This is a genomic window from Geothrix sp. 21YS21S-4, from assembly GCF_030845995.1.
Lineage (GTDB): Bacteria > Acidobacteriota > Holophagae > Holophagales > Holophagaceae > Geothrix.
Genome location: NZ_CP132719.1, coordinates 822,427 through 839,177, shown reverse-complemented (window position 1 = coordinate 839,177; position 16,751 = coordinate 822,427). Strand labels below are relative to the sequence as shown.

Here is a 16,751-nt window from a genome sequence, read left to right as displayed (position 1 = left end):
GGAACGGAAGAGGAGTGGGCATGTTCATCGTCACGGGCGGCGCGGGATTCGTGGGCAGCAACCTGGTGCGGGAGCTGAACCGGCGCGGGCACACGGACATCCTGGTGGTGGACAACCTGGCGCGCGCCGAGAAAGCCCGGAACCTGGCGGACCTCACGCTGGCGGACTACATGGACAAGCGCGAGTTCCGCGCCCGCCTGGACGCCGGAACTCTGGACCTCCAGCCCGAAGCCGTGTTCCACAACGGGGCCTGCTCCGACACCATGGAAGCCGACGGCCGCTACATGATGGAGAACAACTACGGAGACTCCAGGGCCCTGCTCCACTGGTGCCTGGCGCGGAAGGCGCCCCTGGTCTACGCCAGCAGCGCGGCCACCTACGGCGCCAGTCCCGATTTCGAGCCCATCCCCGCGAACGAGGGGCCCCTCAACGTCTACGGCTACTCCAAACTGGCCTTCGACCAGCACGTCCGTAGCCTCCTTCCCGCCATCCAGAGTCCCGTGGTGGGCCTGCGCTACTTCAACGTCTTCGGCCCGCGGGAGGACCACAAGGGACGGATGATGTCGGTCCTCCACCAGCTTCTCCGCCAGCTCAAGGAGGAGGGCGTGTGCCGCCTGTTCGAGGGAACCGACGGCTACGGGAACGGCGACCAGGAGCGCGACTTCGTCTTCGTGGGCGACGTGGTGGCCATCAACCTGCACTTCGGCGGCGGGACCATGGCGAAGGGCATCCACAACGCGGGGACGGGCCGGGCCCGCAGCTTCAACGACATCGCCCGGACCCTCATCGCCCACCTGGGCCGGGGACGCATCGAGTACATCCCGTTCCCCGAGGTCCTGCGCGGCAAGTACCAGAGCTTCACCCAGGCGGACGTGCGGAGCCTGCGCGCCGCGGGCTTCACGGCGCCCTTCACGGAGTTGGAGGCCGGCATCGCGGCCACCCTCAAGGAGCTGTAGCGGGCGTTACGGGCGGGGCTTTCGATCCAGGACGACCAGGGTGACGTCGTCCACGAAGGGCGCGGGACTGTTGAAGGCCCGCGCCTGGGCGACGACGGCGTCCGCGGCCTCCTCGGGGCCCACGGGCAGTTCCGCGCAGATGCGGCGCAGGCCGCCCTCCTCCAGCATGACGCGGTCCTCGCGCTCCACTTCCACCAGCCCGTCGGTATAGAGCACCAGCCGGTCTTCCGGCAGAAACTCCGTCTCGTGCTCCGTGAAGGGAAGCGTGGGATCCAGGCCCAGCATGAAGCCCTTCCCGCGCAGCACCTCGGACCGCTGGAGCCCGCCGCGGGCGCCCCGGACGATCCGCAGGGGCGCGCAGTGGCCCGCGACCACGTAGCGCAGGCGGTCCGCCGTCGGCTCCAGGCGCCCCAGCCAGGCGGTGGCGAACTGCTCCGCCAGCGTGGACCGGCAGAGGTCCTCGTTCATCCCCTGGGCCCAGGCCAGGGGCTCGCCGCCCAGCCGCACCTGGTTCTCGAAGGAGGTCTTCACCATCGCCGAGATGAGCGCCGCGGTGACGCCGTGGCCGCTCACGTCCGCGATCATCAGCGCCGTGGATCCGTCGGGAAGGGGCAGGATCGCGTAGACGTCCCCGCCGATCCCCGCGGCGGGCAAATAGCGGTGGGTGTAGTGCGAGCCCGGGGCTTCGCCGGGGAGCTTGGGAAGCAGGCCCATCTGCAGCGCCGCCGCCAGTTCCATCTCCTCGCGCACGCGCTCCTGGAAGGCCGTCAGCTCCTTGTTCTGGCGCTTGATCTCCTTCTGCATCGCAATGAGGCGGAAGGTGGAATCCACTTTGGCAAGGACCTCCTGCGCGTGGAAGGGCTTGGGGATCATGTCGTCCGCGCCCAGCGACAGGCCGCCGATCCGGGTGGCCGTTCCATCCAGGGCGGACAGGATGATGAAGTACACGTCCTGGGTGGCGGGATCGCTCTTCACCCGCTTACACAGCTCGTCCCCGGGCATCTCGGGCATGCGGAGATCCGAGATGATGAGATCGGGCCGCACCCGGCCCATCTCCTCCAGAGCTTCCACGCCGTGCCCGGCCGTCAGGACCTGGTAACCCGCTCGCTTGAGGTAGAAAGTCAGAATGTCCCGGATCGGTGCTTCATCGTCCACGACCAGGACTACGCCCTTGCCCATGCCGGTTCCTCAGGTGGGAAGGTGCCCGCTCAGGCGCCCCGCAGGGCGTCCTGTTCCGTGGAGAAGATGGAGAAGTAGTTGGTGAGGTTGGTCTGGTCGAAGGTCTTCTTGACCGGCGCGGGCAGGCAGCACAGGTGCAGCTTGCCGCCGGACTTGTCCACGCTGTTGCGGGCGGCCACGAGGAGGCCCAGGCCCGACGAGTCGATGAAGCTGACGCCCTCCAGGTTGATCACCAGGAGCTTGGGCTGCACCGTCGCGACGGTCTCCCGGATCACGTCCCTCAGCTGGGCGGTCACTTCGAAATTGACCTTCCCCTGAATCGACACCACCGAGGCGACGCCCTCTTGGCGGGTCTGGATGTTCAACATGGTTCCTCCTGAAGAATTCCCTGAAGCACCCTGCGCCGCGCAGCGTCCCGCTGGCGCTGTTTGTATTCCGAATGGGATGCAGGACCGGATCGTGAGCTTTGAAACCCCGATTGTTCCATCACTTGGACTTCATGTGCAAAAAAGAACGTAAACTCCTCCTGTTCCTGGATCAACTCCGGGATGCGGGCAAGATCGACCAAATCCGATCGTCCCAGGCTCTCCAGCCGCTTTTGGACGCTCTCCAGGGCTGGGGCCGCTGGCCCGGGAAGGCGGATCAGGGTGCGGGCCGTGAACTGGACGGCGGAGTAATCCTTGCTGGAAAAGGGATTCTGCTCCTGGCTCCCCGGCTTCAGGGCCAGGGTGTGGCTGAGGGCCCGGCGCTCCTCGGAACTGAGGTCGTAGACCTGGAAGAGCGGGGGCATGGCCTCGGTCCAGGCGGCCAGGGCCTCCAGGTCGATCATCAGGTTCCGGCTGCGGCTGGGCTTGATGTGGGTGGGCATCAGGACGTGGTGGTCCAGCAGGAAGCGGATGACCATCAGGACGCCCAGCTGGTCCTCGGCCACCAGGCGGATCCCGATCTGGTCGTAGATGGTCTCCGCCACGTTCTCGGGCTTGTGCAGCATCTTCAGGAGCATGGACACGCGGTCCTTGTTCTCCTTCCGCTCCACCGTCACCAGCGGCACGTCGTAGGCCCCCCGCAGGCACCACCGCCCGTCCTCGCACACCAGGTACTGGTCGTAGCGGTCGAAGACCTGGCGCTGGATCTCCGGGAGATACCGCAGGTTCACGTTGTGGTCCACGTGGAAGAGGGTGTGCATCACCCGCAGGACGGCGCAGGACCAGCGCCCGTCCAAGGTACGGGGCCGCTCCGACGCCCATACGAGGAGATCCAGCGGATCGCCCAGCGTCCGCAACTCGTGGGGCACGTGGAGGTCCGTCCCTTCCAGGACCACGCCTTCCAGGAAATCGATGGCGTCCTCGTAGACCTTCACCACCCGCGCCCACTGGCTGGGGATGCTCATGTCGTAGCCGTAGTTGAGGGCGAAGTTCCAGGCCTCGTCGTGGGACTGGATCCGCAGGCCATCCAGATCGATGGGGGACCCGCCCCCCAGGATGACCTGGGTGATCTCCGGGGGCATGGGGAAGAGGGATTCGTTTCGCATAGCGTCCAGCATTCTGATCGGCCCCGCGGGGAAATCATGAAAAAAGGGCGCCCCGAGGGGCGCCCTTGGGCGTGCGCGGATCGGGCCTACTTGATGGCGAAGGCGGCGACGAGCACGTAGATCACGAGGGCCTCGATGAGGGCCAGGCCGATGATCATCGTGGTGCGGATGTTGCCGGCGGCCTGGGGATTGCGGGCCACGCCCTCGCAGGCGGCGACCACGGCCTTGCCCTGGGCCAGACCGCAGCCGGCGGCCGCGATGGCGAGGGAGAGGTGGGCCACGAACTGGCCTTCGAACAGGCTCTTCTGAACCACCACGGGGGCGCCCTGCGCGAAGGCGACGGCGGCCAGGGTGAACAGGAAGGCGGTGGTGAGGAACTTCTTCATGGGACTGCTCCTTGAAGCGTGTCCGCGGGGTTCGGAATCCCGGGGACGGTTAAGGGAAAGACGGATCGAAGGGCGGTCGTGGGGGCTGGCGTGGCAACCAGGCTCTGCCTGGGTGACGCGCCGGGGGGCTCCGGGGGGGCCTCCGCCCGCAAAGCGGGCGCCCCCCGGACAGCATCAATGCTCGTGGGATACGGCTCCGCTCAGGTAGATCGTGGCGAGCATCGTGAACACGAAGGTCTGGATCAGGCCGAAGAACAGCCCCAGGAACATCATGGGAACGGGGAGCAGGATGGGCATCAGGCCGAAGAAGATGCCCGCCACCACATGCTCGCCGGCGATGTTTCCGAAGAGACGGAGGGAGTGGCTGAGAATGCGGCTGAGCAGGCCCAGGATCTCCAGGGGGAACATCAGGGGCGCCAGCCACCAGATGGGACCGGCGAAGTGGGCCCAGTACTTGACGAAGCCCTGCTCCTTCATCCCGTGGAAGTTGTAGTAGCCGAACACCACCAGGGCCGCGCCCAGGGTGACGTTCCAGTTGCTGGTGCCGGGGCTGAGGGCGGGCAGGAGACCGAAGAGGTTGTTGAAGAAGACGAACAGGGCCATGGTCCCGATGAAGGGCAGGTAGCGCTCGCCGTGGTGGGCGATGTTGTCGTTGATCATGTCCTTCAGCCCGCCGACCACGCCTTCGAAGGTCTGCTGGAGGGGGCCGGGAATGCGGGCGAGGTTCTTCCGCACGAGGGTGGTGATCGCCATGGCAAGCAGGGCGGCCAGGGTCGCGTTCAGGAGGTGGTCGTAGCGCTCCAGAAGCGACAGGGGCGCGCCATGGGCGAAGCCGGGCCAGGGGTGCCGAGCCAGGTGCAGCACCTGGGTGAGCCACTGGGCGAGCAACGATGCGTGGTGTTCCATTTCGGTCGGACCTCAATCGGGCGGAGCGGCTTCGGGTTTCCGGAAGGCCAGGCACAGGGCTTCCAGGAGGATGCCGGCCACGAAGAGGAGGATTCCCGCAGCCAGCGGCAGGGCTTCCGCCGGGTATTTCGCCATCATCCCACGCAGCACCAGCGCGATCAACGCCAGTTTACCCAGGGAAAGAAAGCCGTACAGCCATCTCCGGCGGACCGAGGGGGTCAGCATCCGGCCGGTCAGGAAGCGGTGAAGGCTCCAGAAGACCAGACTGGCTATCCCTCCCACGGCGAAGACGAGGGCGGCGGTCCAGGAGCGCAGCAGGCCCCACAGGGGAATGCCCGCCAACCCCAGGACAACCATGGCGCCCGTGACCCGGCGGAGGTGCTCCTCCCCCTCACCTCTGGTCGCGCGCATCCGGCCCCTTCCCTTCGCGGAGGCGCTTCAGTTCCTCCTGGTCCCGGCGGCCCATCCGGCGGTTCACCTTGTACAACTCCCAAAAGGCGGCCCCGATGCCCCACACCAGACCGATCCACTGCCCCACGGCGGCATGTCCGAATCCCCTGCCGATCCACCGGCCCAGGAAGAAGCCCAGGGCGATGCACAGGGGGAACGTGAGGCCGAGGGACATGAGGTCCCCCCACAGCGCCCGCTCTCCGGGATCCACCCCGTCGCCCCGCTTGAAGATCACGCCCACTCCGACAAAGAAACGGCGCGGGTCGCCCCGCGCCGTTCAGTGTAAGCCTGGATCAAGGGACCGGAGCGGTCCCGCGGACCGCCTCAGATCAAGAAGATCCTGCCGGCCCAATCCAGCAGCCAGGGACCGAACGCGGTGCCCACCAGAACCAGCGTGCAGGCCACGGTCACGACGAAGATCTGCCCGGAGCTCATGGGGGCGGCTTCGCCCTCGGGCTCCTTGAAGTACATCTGGTTCACCACGCCCAGGTAGTAGTAGGCGCTGATGGCGCTGGTCAGGAGCGCGATGACGGTGAGGGTGACGAAGCCCTGCTCGATGGCCAGCTTGAACAGGTAGAACTTCCCGAAGAAGCCCACCAGCGGCGGAATGCCCGCGAGGCTGAGGAGGAAGATCATCATGGCGAAGGCCAACACCGGATGCTTGCGGCCCAGGCCCTTGAAATCCTCGATGCGCTCGCCCTCTCCCTTGCCCTGGAGGTAGATCACCACCGCGAAGGCGCCGGTGTTCATCACCAGGTAGATGAGCATGTAGAGCCACACGGCCTGGGCGCCGGCCTTGGGATCGCCGGACAGGACGCCCAGCAGCATGTAGCCCACGTGGGCGATGCTGGAATAGGCCAGCAGGCGCTTCATGCTCTCCTGCTTCACGGCGGCCACGTTGCCGAGGATCATGCTGGCGCCGGCGATGTAGGCGAGGGGCGTGACCCACTCGCTGGATACGCCGTGGAAGCCCGTGCCGAAAACGCGGAGGAAGGCCGCCAGGGCCGCGGCCTTGGGCGCGGTGGCCATGAAGGCGGTGATGGGCGTCGGAGCGCCCTCGTAGGCGTCCGGCGACCACATGTGGAAGGGCACCGCAGCCACCTTGAAGGACATCCCCACGAGGACCATCAGAACGCCCGCGAAGACCAGCAGGTTGCTGGTGGTCGGCGTGAGGGCCAGGGCCTGGTTGAGATCGGCGAGGTTGGTGGTCACGCCGCCGGCGGCGCCGTAGAGCAGGCTGATGCCGTAGACCAGGATCCCGCTGGAGAAGGCCCCGAGCAGAAAGTACTTCATGCCGGCTTCCACGCTGTTGGCGCGGTCGCGGAGGTAGGCCACCAGGATGTAGATGCAGATGGCCATCAGCTCGATGCTGAAGTAGACGGAGATCAGATCGGAGGCTCCGCACAGGAACAGCATCCCCGCCACGGAAAACAGGATCAGGGCGTAGTACTCCACCGTCTGCTGCTTGAGGCTGTCGAGCACCTTCATGCTGAGGAGCACGGCGCCGGCGGCGCCGAGGATGCACAGCATCTGGAAGCCCCGGGTGAGGCCGTCCATCCGGAACATCCGGGAGAAGCCCTCGCCGTCCGGAACGCGCCCCACCAGCAGGGCCGTCGCCGCCAGGATCACCAGGGTGATCGAGGCCCACTTGTGCTTCTCCGACCGGTCGAAGAAGAGGTCGCCGGGCCACAGCATCAGCGTGGCCACAGCCATCAGGAAGAGTTGGGGCGTGATGAGATGCGTATCCCGGAGGAGCGCATCCAGAAGCCCCTGAGCGAAGCCGGTCATCAGTGGCCTCCCCCGTGGGCAGGAGCGTGGGCGGCGGGGGCCTCGTGGCCAGCCGGAGCGGCTTCATGACCGGCAGCCTCGTGGGCCGGGGCGGCCATGCCCTGCATGCCGAGCTTGGCGGCGGCGGCCTGCTTGGCAGCGAGGCTCTCGGCGGCGTGGAAGCCGGGGCGGACCTGCTCGACGAGCTTCCGGACGGGGGCGTCCATCACGTCCATGATCGGCTTGGGGTAGAGGCCGATCCAGAAGGCGGCGGCCACGAGCGGCGCGAAGTAGAGGACCTCGCGGAGGTTCAGGTCGGACATCTTCTCGTTCACGGGAGAGATGGGTCCGAACATCACGCGCTGGAACATCCACAGCATGTAGGCGGCGCCGAGGATGATGCCGAGGGTCGCCACGACGGCCGCCCAGGGGAAGGCCTGGAAGGAGCCCATCAGGATCACGCCTTCCCCGATGAACCCGTTGAGGACGGGGAGACCGATGCTGCTCATGGTCATGATCATGAAGATCGTGGCGTAGACGGGCATGGTCTTCGAAAGTCCACCGTAGTCCGCGATCATGCGGGTGTGGCGGCGCTCATAGACGATGCCCACCGCGAGGAAGAGTCCGCTGGTGCTGATTCCGTGGTTGATCATCTGGAACAGGCCGCCCTTGATGCCGTAGGGGTTCAGGGCGAAGATCCCCAGCATGCAGAGGCCGAGGTGGCTGACGGAGGAGTAGGCCACCAGCTTCTTCATGTCCTTCTGGATCATGGCCACCAGCGCGCCGTAGATGATCCCGATGAGGGCCAGGGCGATCAGCCAGGGCATCAGCTCCTTCGTGGCGGTGGGCAGGATGGGCAGCAGGAACCGGATGAAGCCGTAGGTGCCCATCTTCAGGAGGATGGCGGCCAGGATCACGGAGCCGGCGGTGGGCGCCTGCACGTGGGCGTCAGGCAGCCAGGTGTGGAAGGGGAACATCGGCACCTTGATGGCGAAGCCGATGAAGAAGGCGAGGGCCATGAGGGTCTGGTAGACCTTGGACTGCTGGGCGATCACGGGCGCCATGGCCTGGAAGCTCGCCAGGGAGAAGTCGTAGGCGCCGGTGGTCTTGTGCTGCAGGAAGTAGATGGCGAGGATCGCCACCAGCATCAGCACGGAGCCCGCCAGGGTGTAGAGGAAGAGCTTGATGGCGGCGTACAGCTTCTGGGGGCCGCCCCAGATGCCAATGAGGAAATACATGGGCACCAGCATCACTTCCCAGAACAGGTAGAAGAGGAACATGTCCTGGGTGATGAACACGCCGAGCATGGCCGTCTGGAGCACCAGCATCCAGAGGTAGTACTCCTTGTGCCGCTCCTCGATGGAGGTGAAGGAGCAGGCCACGGCGATGGGCCCGATGAAGGTGGTGAGGAGCCAGAGCAGGAGGCTGATGCCATCCATGCCCACGCTGAACTTCACCCCGAGGGCGGGGATCCAGTTCCAGGCGGCGGCCCACTGGACCGCGTCGCTGGCGCGGTCGTAGCCGAACCAGAAGGGCAGGCTCAGGAGCAGGCTGGCGAGCATCACCAGCAGGGAGCCGATCTCGAAGACCCGGCGCTGGTCCTTGGGCACGAGGAGGAGGACCAGCGCGCCCAGGAGGGGCAGGAAGGTCGCCACCAGCATCAGTGTCGTGTTAGCGGTGAACATGGGGGGACTCCAACCAGGAAGGGCTAGGCGAGGAATTTCCAGAAGGCGAAGACGAGGAAGCCGACGAACATCACGAAGGCGTAGTGCTGGACGCGGCCGCTCTGCAGGCTGCGGAAGACCGAGCTGGTCTCCTGCACCACGAAGGCGGTGAGGTTGACCGCGCCGTCCACCAGCTTCTGGTCCACCCAGTGCATGATGTGCGCCCAGATGAGCGTGACGCGCGCCGCGCCGTTCACCATGCCGTCCACCACCCAGGTATCGAAGCTCCAGAGCTGGGCGGAGAAGCGCTTGATGGGCCCGATGAGGGCGGCCTCGTAGAACTCGTCCACGTAGTACTTGGCGTTCACCCAGCGGAACAGGTTCGGGAAGCGGGTGACGAAGGCCCTCGCCCGGCTCCAGGTAGGATCCACCTTGTAGATCCACCAGGCCAGCAGCATGGCGCCCGGCGCCCACACCAGGGTGGCCCAGGCCATGAGGCCGTACTCGATCGCGGGAGGCACGTGCTCGCCGTGGTGAGCGGGCGCCGCCTGGTAGAGCAGCGGCTCCAGCCACTTGCTGAAGATCTCGGCGGGCACGATGGGCAGGATGCGATGCAGGCTCTCCGGGTAGTTCAGGAATCCGCCGACCACCGCCAGGCACGCGAGAACCGCAACGGGGAACCACATCCGCCAGGAGACTTCCGTGGGGCCGTGGCCGTGGTCGTCGTGCGCATCGTGTCCATGGGAATCCTGGGCGTGAGCCCCGTGACCGTGCGCGACCGCGTGATCATCGTGGCCGTGCGCCGGCTCGCCGTGCCCGTGGTCGTCATGGCCGTGGCCATGAGCCTCCGAGGGCACACTCAGGCCGTGGGGATCGTGCCCTGCTCCGCGATACTCGCCGTAGAAGGTCATGGCGATGAGACGGGTCATGTAGAAAGCGGTGCAGAAGGCGCCCAGCATGCCGAGGATCCAGGCCACCAGGTTCAGGGCGGGACCGTTGTAGTGGCCGTGGTTGTACCATCCCTCGAAGACCTTCCACAGGATCTCGTCCTTCGAGAAGAAGCCCGAGAAGGGGAAGATGCCGGCGATGGCGAAGGTCGCCAGGATCATGCTCATGGCGGTGATGGGCATCAGCTTCTTGAGGCCGCCCATGTTCCGCATGTCCTGCTCGTGGTGGCAGGCCGCGATCACCGCGCCGGATCCGAGGAAGAGGCTGGCCTTGAAGAAGGCGTGGGTGAAGACGTGGAACATGCCCGCGGTGAAAGCTCCGGCGCCCATGCCCATGAACATGAAGCCCAGCTGGGACACGGTGGAGTAGGCCAGCACCTTCTTGATGTCGTACTGGGCCAGACCCATGGTGGCGGCCACGAAGGCCGTCAGCGATCCGAACGCCAGAACCACCGCCAGGGCCGTGGGGGCGTTGACGTAGATGAAGTTCAGCCGCGTGATCATGTAGAGGCCGCTGGTCACCATGGTGGCGGCGTGGATCAGGGCGGAGACGGGCGTCGGACCGGCCATGGCGTCCGGCAGCCAGACGTAGAGGGGGATCTGCGCGGACTTGCCCATAGCGCCCACGAACAGGCAGCAGCCGATGAGGTTGAACCACCAGGTGGGGCTGGCGGTGTGGCCGTAGAGGGTGATGGCCGGCAGGTTCACCACTTCGCGGACGGAGCCCATCAGCGTGTCGTAGTCGAGGCTTCCGAAGACCTGGAAGATCAGGAAGAACCCAAGCATGAACCCGAAGTCGCCGATGCGGTTCGTGACGAAGGCCTTCTTCCCCGCGATGGCGGCGGATTCCTTGTCGAAGTAGAACCCGATGAGCAGGTAGGAGCAGAGGCCCACGCCCTCCCAGCCCAGGAACATCATCATGATGTTGGCGCCCAGGATCAGGTTGAGCATGCTGAACACGAACAGGTTCAGATAGGCCATGAAGCGGTAGTAGCGGCCGTCGTTCCGCTCCTCGGCCATGTAGCCGGTGCTGAACAGGTGGATCAGGAAGCCGGCGCCGGTCACCAGCAGGGCCATGCAGCCGCTGAGGACGTCGAACTTGTAGGCCCACGCGATCTTGTAGGTGGTGAGCCCGCCCATCACCTGCGCGCCGCCCACGCTGAACCAGGTCCACAGCTGCTGGTGGATCGACCGGCCCTCGGCGGGCAGGCCCACGAGCTGCGCGAAGTGCCAGAGGGTGAGCAGGAAGGCCGCGCCCACGCTGCCGAGGGCGAAGAAGTCCACCACGCCGGTGCGCTTCAGGCGGCGGCCGGTGAGGCCGTTCACGAGGAAGCCGAACAAGGGCAGGAAGGGGATCAGCCAGAGCAGGCTGCTCGGGTGGGACGCGGCGGTCGCCAGGGCGTTCGCGCCGTGCGTCAGGGTCATGTCGGCAGTCATGTCGTCGTCATCCCTTCAGCAGATTGATGTCGTCCACCTGGACGGTGTCGCGCTTGCGGTAGAGGGCCACCACGAGCGCGAGTCCCACCGCCACTTCCGCGGCGGCGAAGCCCATGATCAGCAGGGCGAAGGCCTGGCCGGACACGGACCCGCTGTGGCGGGCGAAGGCGATGAAGTTCAGGTTGGCTGCGTTGAGCATCAGCTCCACGCACATGAGGATCACCAGGGCGTTGCGGCGGATGAGGACGCCCGCCACGCCGATGGAGAACAGGAGGAAGGAGATGAAGAGGACCGTGTTGAGGCTGACCATCACACCCGCTCCGTCTTGGCCAGGACCACCGCGCCCACGAGCGCGACGAGGAGGATCACGCTGAGGATCTCGAAGGGCAGCAGGTAGTCCGCATAGAGGCCCCGGCTCACGGCCTGGGCGTTCTGCTTCGCCACGTTCAGCCCGTGGGCCAGATCCGGGCGCAGCACCAGCGCGTCGACCGAAGCGGCACCGAACACGGCCTTCCGGAAGATGGTCAGGAAGGCGACAGCTCCCACGGCGGCGGCGATCACCCCGGCGCGGGTCTGCTTCTGGAAGATACGATTCTCCTTCGCCTTGCTCAGCTCGACGAGCATCACGACGAAGAGGAAGAGCACCACGATGCCGCCCGCGTAGACCAGGATCTGGGCCATGCCGAGGAATTCCGCCTCCAAAGAGAGGAAGCAGCCCGCGATGCTCAGCATCGCGAAGAGGAACCCGAGCACGCTGTGGACGGCGCTCCGGGAGGCGACCATGAACGCGGCGCCGCCCAGCGCCATGGCGCCGAAGACCGTGAACAGATTCCGGCCGATCGTTTCGATGAGATGTTCCATGGGGCGTCCTCGGAAATGCGCGATGGGTCAGTCTTCAGCCACGCTGAACTTGCCGACGGGGGAGGGGTCGAACATGTTCTGCTCGAGGCCTTCCATGCCCAGGGAGAAATCCTCCCGGTTGTAGGCGGCCAGCTCGAACTGGTGGTTGAGGATGATGGAATCGAAGCCGCAGCTCTCCACGCAGAACTCGCAGAAGATGCAGCGCTCCATCTCGAAGTCGTAGCGGACCGGGAAGGGCATCTTGCGCCCCTCCTTCTTGCCCTTCTCGATGGTGATCACCTGCGTGGGGCAGATCTTCTCGCAGGCCAGGCAGCACACGCACTTGATCTCGCCCTGGTCGTCCTTCAGCAGGGTGAGGCGGCCGCGGTAGCGGGGCTGCACCTTGACGGGGACCTCGGGGTATTCCGACACGATGTGGTACGGCACCTTCCGGCGGTTGGCGGTGAAGAACACCTTGCTGAAGTGCTTGCCGGTGATGGACAGGCCCTTGGCGATGTCGAAGGGGATCAGGGTCCTCAGGATCTTGTTCATCGGCGCTCCCTTAGACGGCGAAGCAGCGGACAACCGCCGCCAACAGAAGGTTGAACAGCGCCATGGGGATCAGGTACTTCCAGGCCACGCTCATGACCTGGTCGTAGCGGTAGCGGGGGATCGTGCCGCGGACCCAGATGTAGGTAAACAGGAGGAAGACGATCTTGGCCACGAAGAAGATCGCGTGGGGCTCGCCGAACCAACTCAGGAAGGACGGGAGGTACGGGTTCACCAGCCCCTGGATGCCGAAAGGCAGGAGCCAGGGGCCGCCCAGGAAGAAGCCCGCCGCCAGCGCGCTGACCACGGTCATGTTGATGTACTCGGCCAGGTAGAAGAATCCGAACTTCATCCCCGAATACTCGGTGTGGAAGCCGGCCACCAGCTCGTTTTCCGCCTCGGGCATGTCGAAGGGGAGGCGGTTGGTCTCCGCGAAGCCGCAGGTGAGGTAGACCAGGAAGCCCAGCACTTGGGGGAACAGGGCCCAGGCGGGCATCCCGGTCGCCATGCGCGCGGCCATCTCGCCGAAATTGAGGCTGGCGGAAAGGACCACCGGCGCCAGCAGGCTGAGGGCTAGGGGCACTTCGTAGCTCACCATCTGGGCCGCGCTGCGCAGGCCGCCCAGGAGGGGGTACTTGGAGTTGGACGCCCAACCCGCCAGCACGATCCCGTAGACGCCCACGCTGGCCACGCCGAGGATCCACAGCAGGCCCACGTTGATGTCCGCGATTCCGCCGGAGACGGGCAGCCCGCCGACGAAGGGGAACCAGGTCGGGAAGGTGAAGAAGGTCCCGGGGACGAAGGAGATGGCCGCGAACACCACCACCGCGGACACCATGCTGAGGGCCGGGGCGAGGAAGAACACGAACTTGTCGGCCTTCGCCGGGATGATGTCCTCTTTCAGGATGAGCTTCAGTACGTCCGCGAGGAGGCCGGGAATGCCGCGCCAGTAGGAGAGGACGGGCACCTTGCCCATCTTCCACATGCCGCGGTTCAGGAAGCCCGACAGGCCCACATGGCCGCTGGCGATGCGGGTGGAGCCCAGGCGCTGCTGGAGGTAGCCGAGCACCTTGCGCTCGGCGAACACCGTCAGGGGGACGACGACGAATACGAAGAGGACCACCAGCACGCACTGGATGAGCGTGATCACGATGGACTGGATGAGGGTCGGAGTCGGCATGGGGTGGGATCCTCGTCGGCTAGCGGTCGATCTCGCCGAGCACGATGTCCAGGGTGCCGATGGCCGCGACGATGTCGGCGATCAGGCCTCCCTCGGCCATCTTGGGCAGGGATTGGAGGTTGATGAATCCGGGCGCCCTCACGTGGAACCGGTAGGGGTTCGCCCCGCCCTTCTCGCCCACGAGGTAGTAGCCGATCTCGCCCTTGGGGGCCTCGGTGGCGTGGTAGACCTCGTTGACCTCGGACTTGAGGATCTTCGGCAGCTTGGCCATGACGGGGCCTTCGGGCATCCCGTCCAGGCACTGCTGGATGATGCGGGCGCTCTGCCGCATTTCGTCCATCCGGACCAGGTACCGGGCGTAGGTGTCGGCCTCGGTGCGGGTGGGCACTTCGAAGTCCATCTCCGCGTAGGCCGCGTAAGGGAAGGCCTTGCGGATGTCGTAGGGCACACCCGCGGCGCGGAGCACCGGACCGGTGACGCCCATGGCGATGGCGTCCTGGGCGCTGAACTTGGCGACGCCCACTGTGCGCTTCTTCCAGATGCGGTTCTCGTTGAGGAGGTTTTCGTACTCCTCGAGGCAGGTGGGGAACTTCGCCAGGAACTTGCGGGCCAGCTTCTCGAAGCCCGGAGGCAGGTCCTCACGCAGGCCGCCGATGCGGAAGGCGGTGGTGGTGAGACGCGAGCCGCAGAAGGCCTCGTTGAGGTCAAGGATGTCCTCGCGCTCGCGGAAGGCGTACAGGAAGACCGTCATGGCCCCGATGTCGAGGGCGTGCGTGGCCAGCCAGATGAGGTGGGAGGCCAGGCGGTTGAACTCGTTCAGCAGCGTCCGGATGTACTGCGCCCGGCGGGGCACGGTGATCCCGAACAGCTTCTCGTTGGCTTCGGCCCAGCCCAGGTTATTGGCGACGGCGGAGCAATAGTCCATCCGGTCCGTCCACACCTGGCCCTGGAAGAAGGTCTGGTTCTCGCAGATCTTCTCCACGCCCCGGTGCAGGTAGCCGATCATCGGACGGCAGTGCGTGATGGTCTCGCCGTCCAGCCGCAGCTTCACCCGCAGCACCCCGTGCGTGGACGGGTGCTGGGGGCCCAGGTTGATTTCCATCTCCTCGTTCTTGAACACCGTCCGCTCCTACTCAGCCTTGGGTTGCTTCAGGTTGATGCCCAACTGGCCGGCCTTCTGGAGGGCGATGCGCTCGAGCATCCCGCCGCGGTCTTCGCGGAACGAGATGTCGCGCTGGCCCCACCCCACCACGGGATAGTCCTTGCGGAGCGGGTAGCCTTCCCAGTCCTCGGGACAGAGGATGCGGGTCATGTCCGGGTGGTCGGCGAAGCGGATCCCGAGCATGTCGTAGATCTCGCGCTCCATCCAGTTCGCCCCCGGATAGGCGGCGCAGGCGCTCTTGGGCGCGAACCCGTCGGGCACGAGGATGCGGAGGCGGAGCCGCTTGCGGCGGGCGATGCTGGTCAGGTGGTAGACCACGCTGCAGGCGAAATCCTTCGCCGCCGGATAGTGGGTGGCACTCTGGTCGGCCAGCATTTCGTAGGACAGCTGCGCGTCGTCGCGACAGAGGAGCAGCGCTTCCAGGATGGCTTCCTTCGCCACCTGGCAGGTGAGTTCGCCCGCCTGCTCGAAGACCTCTTCCACCTTGTCGCCCAGCAACTCCTGGAGCCGGAGCAGATCCGGATCCTTCGCCTCCTGCGGCCAGGGGGTCTTCAGGTCGTTGTCATCCTTGCGGGGCACGGGACGGACGGGAGGCTTGGGCGCGTCCTTGCCCTCCGCTTCGGCCTTGGCCTTGGCGGTCTCGTAGTCGGCCTGCATCTTCTTCCACTTGGCCTCGTCGGCCTCGGCGGCGGCCTTCACCTCGGCGAGGTAGGTCCGGAGGCTCGGAAGGGGCACGGTCTTGGGAAGGGCGATCTGGCGGTTGGGCGCGGTCTTGTAGTCGTAGACGTAGGGACCGGCGGCGACCTCAGGCTGGCCTTCGGCGGCCGGGGGGACGTTCGCTTCCGCCATCAGCCCACCTCCTCGAAGATGTCCTTGTACCGGTCGGCCAGGCTGCTGGTCATGATCTTGTCCTGCAGCTTCATGAACCCGTAGATCAGCGACTCGGGCCGGGGCGGGCAGCCGGGGATGAACACGTCCACGGGCACCACTTTGTCCACGCCCTGGACCGTGTGGTAGGAATCGAAGGGCCCGCCGGCGGTGGCGCAGGAGCCCATGGCGATCACCCACTTGGGCTCGGGCATCTGGTCGTAAAGGGTCTTAATGATGGGCGCCATCTTGTAGGTGACGGTGCCGGCCACGATCATCAGGTCGGCCTGGCGCGGCGTCGCGCGGAAGATCCCCGCGCCGAAGCGGTCGAAGTCGAAGCGGCTGGCGCCGGCGGCCATCATCTCGATGGCGCAGCAGGCCAGGCCGAACGTCACCGGCCACACGCTGGTGGCGCGGGACCAGTTCATGAGCTTCTCCACCTTGGTGGTGATCAGGACGTGCTCAAGGGCGGAGGGTTGGTTCATCGTCATGCGGCACCTCGTGTGCCGCACGCCTGCGGCGCTTCACTTCGCAAAGGGGCGCTCCACGCCTGCTTCATGCTCATTCCCATGTCAGGGCCCCCTTGGACCAGATGTAGCCGTAGCCGAAGAGCAGCAGGAAGAGGAACAAGCCCAGTTCGATGAACCCGAACACGGCGAGTTCCTTCATCTGGATGGCCCAGGGCATCAGGAAGACGGTCTCGACGTCGAACACCAGGAACATCACTGCAATCAAGTAGTAGCGCACCGAAAACTTCTCGCGCGCCTCGCTGGTGGTGGTGATGCCGCACTCGTAGGAGGAGTACTTCGCCGCGCTGGGCCAGCTGGGCCGCAACAGCCACGACAGGTTCCAGATGATGATCGGCAGGGCTACCGCCACCAGGATCAGCAGCAAAATGGACGCGTAGCCGCGCATGGAGCCTCCAAGACC

Annotated in this window: 19 protein-coding genes; 1 reads left to right on the top strand and 18 read right to left on the bottom strand. The window is 65.9% G+C overall.

What is annotated here, in order from left to right; translation table 11 throughout:
- Positions 1 to 20 precede the first annotated feature (20 nt).
- Complete coding sequence (gene rfaD / locus RAH39_RS03855) at positions 21 to 956, top strand: ADP-glyceromanno-heptose 6-epimerase (protein ID WP_306591485.1); 936 nt, start codon at positions 21 to 23, stop codon at positions 954 to 956.
- Between the two features lie 6 nt (positions 957 to 962).
- Here rfaD and RAH39_RS03850 read toward each other — a convergent pair whose 3' ends face one another.
- The 18 genes from RAH39_RS03850 to RAH39_RS03765 form a co-directional block, all read right to left on the bottom strand.
- Positions 963 to 2,135 (bottom strand): PP2C family protein-serine/threonine phosphatase, encoded by a 1,173-nt coding sequence (locus RAH39_RS03850; protein WP_306591484.1) that lies wholly within the window; start codon positions 2,133 to 2,135, stop codon positions 963 to 965.
- A gap of 29 nt (positions 2,136 to 2,164) precedes the next feature.
- A complete protein-coding gene (locus RAH39_RS03845; protein ID WP_306591483.1) occupies positions 2,165 to 2,503 on the bottom strand; it encodes an STAS domain-containing protein in 339 nt (112 codons plus the stop codon).
- Positions 2,497 to 3,666 (bottom strand): TIGR04552 family protein, encoded by a 1,170-nt coding sequence (locus RAH39_RS03840; RefSeq protein ID WP_306591482.1) that lies wholly within the window; start codon positions 3,664 to 3,666, stop codon positions 2,497 to 2,499. The genes RAH39_RS03845 and RAH39_RS03840 overlap by 7 nt, the downstream gene beginning before the upstream one ends.
- A gap of 86 nt (positions 3,667 to 3,752) precedes the next feature.
- Positions 3,753 to 4,052 carry an ATP synthase F0 subunit c gene (locus RAH39_RS03835; RefSeq protein ID WP_306591481.1) on the bottom strand — a complete coding sequence of 100 codons (300 nt, stop codon included), beginning with the start codon at positions 4,050 to 4,052 and terminating at the stop codon, positions 3,753 to 3,755.
- Between the two features lie 174 nt (positions 4,053 to 4,226).
- Positions 4,227 to 4,958: a F0F1 ATP synthase subunit A gene (atpB, locus tag RAH39_RS03830; protein WP_306591480.1), complete on the bottom strand. Its 732-nt coding sequence runs from the start codon at positions 4,956 to 4,958 to the stop codon at positions 4,227 to 4,229.
- A 12-nt stretch (positions 4,959 to 4,970) separates the two neighbouring features.
- Positions 4,971 to 5,369 (bottom strand): hypothetical protein, encoded by a 399-nt coding sequence (locus tag RAH39_RS03825; protein ID WP_306591479.1) that lies wholly within the window; start codon positions 5,367 to 5,369, stop codon positions 4,971 to 4,973.
- Entirely contained in the window at positions 5,350 to 5,643 is a 294-nt protein-coding gene (locus tag RAH39_RS03820) for an AtpZ/AtpI family protein (protein ID WP_306591478.1), read from the bottom strand. The genes RAH39_RS03825 and RAH39_RS03820 overlap by 20 nt, the downstream gene beginning before the upstream one ends.
- An 89-nt stretch (positions 5,644 to 5,732) precedes the next feature.
- Positions 5,733 to 7,196 carry an NADH-quinone oxidoreductase subunit N gene (locus tag RAH39_RS03815; RefSeq protein ID WP_306591477.1) on the bottom strand — a complete coding sequence of 488 codons (1,464 nt, stop codon included), beginning with the start codon at positions 7,194 to 7,196 and terminating at the stop codon, positions 5,733 to 5,735.
- Positions 7,196 to 8,860: a complex I subunit 4 family protein gene (locus RAH39_RS03810; protein ID WP_306591476.1), complete on the bottom strand. Its 1,665-nt coding sequence runs from the start codon at positions 8,858 to 8,860 to the stop codon at positions 7,196 to 7,198. The genes RAH39_RS03815 and RAH39_RS03810 overlap by 1 nt, the downstream gene beginning before the upstream one ends.
- A 23-nt stretch (positions 8,861 to 8,883) precedes the next feature.
- Positions 8,884 to 11,223 (bottom strand): NADH-quinone oxidoreductase subunit L, encoded by a 2,340-nt coding sequence (gene nuoL, locus RAH39_RS03805; protein WP_306591475.1) that lies wholly within the window; start codon positions 11,221 to 11,223, stop codon positions 8,884 to 8,886.
- A gap of 7 nt (positions 11,224 to 11,230) precedes the next feature.
- Complete coding sequence (gene nuoK, locus RAH39_RS03800) at positions 11,231 to 11,533, bottom strand: NADH-quinone oxidoreductase subunit NuoK (RefSeq protein WP_306591474.1); 303 nt, start codon at positions 11,531 to 11,533, stop codon at positions 11,231 to 11,233.
- The gene (locus tag RAH39_RS03795) at positions 11,533 to 12,084 is read right to left on the bottom strand and encodes an NADH-quinone oxidoreductase subunit J family protein (RefSeq protein WP_306591473.1); all 552 of its coding nucleotides are present in this window, start codon (positions 12,082 to 12,084) and stop codon (positions 11,533 to 11,535) included. The genes nuoK and RAH39_RS03795 overlap by 1 nt, the downstream gene beginning before the upstream one ends.
- 27 nt (positions 12,085 to 12,111) lie before the next feature.
- Positions 12,112 to 12,615 carry a NuoI/complex I 23 kDa subunit family protein gene (locus RAH39_RS03790; RefSeq protein ID WP_306591472.1) on the bottom strand — a complete coding sequence of 168 codons (504 nt, stop codon included), beginning with the start codon at positions 12,613 to 12,615 and terminating at the stop codon, positions 12,112 to 12,114.
- Between the two features lie 10 nt (positions 12,616 to 12,625).
- A complete protein-coding gene (locus RAH39_RS03785; protein ID WP_306591471.1) occupies positions 12,626 to 13,792 on the bottom strand; it encodes a complex I subunit 1/NuoH family protein in 1,167 nt (388 codons plus the stop codon).
- Between the two features lie 19 nt (positions 13,793 to 13,811).
- On the bottom strand, positions 13,812 to 14,912 hold the full coding sequence (locus RAH39_RS03780) for an NADH-quinone oxidoreductase subunit D (RefSeq protein ID WP_306591470.1): 1,101 nt from the start codon (positions 14,910 to 14,912) through the stop codon (positions 13,812 to 13,814).
- Between the two features lie 9 nt (positions 14,913 to 14,921).
- Positions 14,922 to 15,803, bottom strand: coding sequence for an NADH-quinone oxidoreductase subunit C (locus RAH39_RS03775; protein WP_306591469.1), 882 nt, complete (start codon positions 15,801 to 15,803; stop codon positions 14,922 to 14,924).
- Complete coding sequence (locus tag RAH39_RS03770) at positions 15,803 to 16,306, bottom strand: NADH-quinone oxidoreductase subunit B (RefSeq protein ID WP_306592103.1); 504 nt, start codon at positions 16,304 to 16,306, stop codon at positions 15,803 to 15,805. Before RAH39_RS03770 ends, RAH39_RS03775 begins: the two co-directional genes overlap by 1 nt.
- 76 nt (positions 16,307 to 16,382) lie before the next feature.
- Positions 16,383 to 16,736 (bottom strand): NADH-quinone oxidoreductase subunit A, encoded by a 354-nt coding sequence (locus tag RAH39_RS03765; RefSeq protein WP_306591468.1) that lies wholly within the window; start codon positions 16,734 to 16,736, stop codon positions 16,383 to 16,385.
- Positions 16,737 to 16,751: the final 15 nt, after the last annotated feature.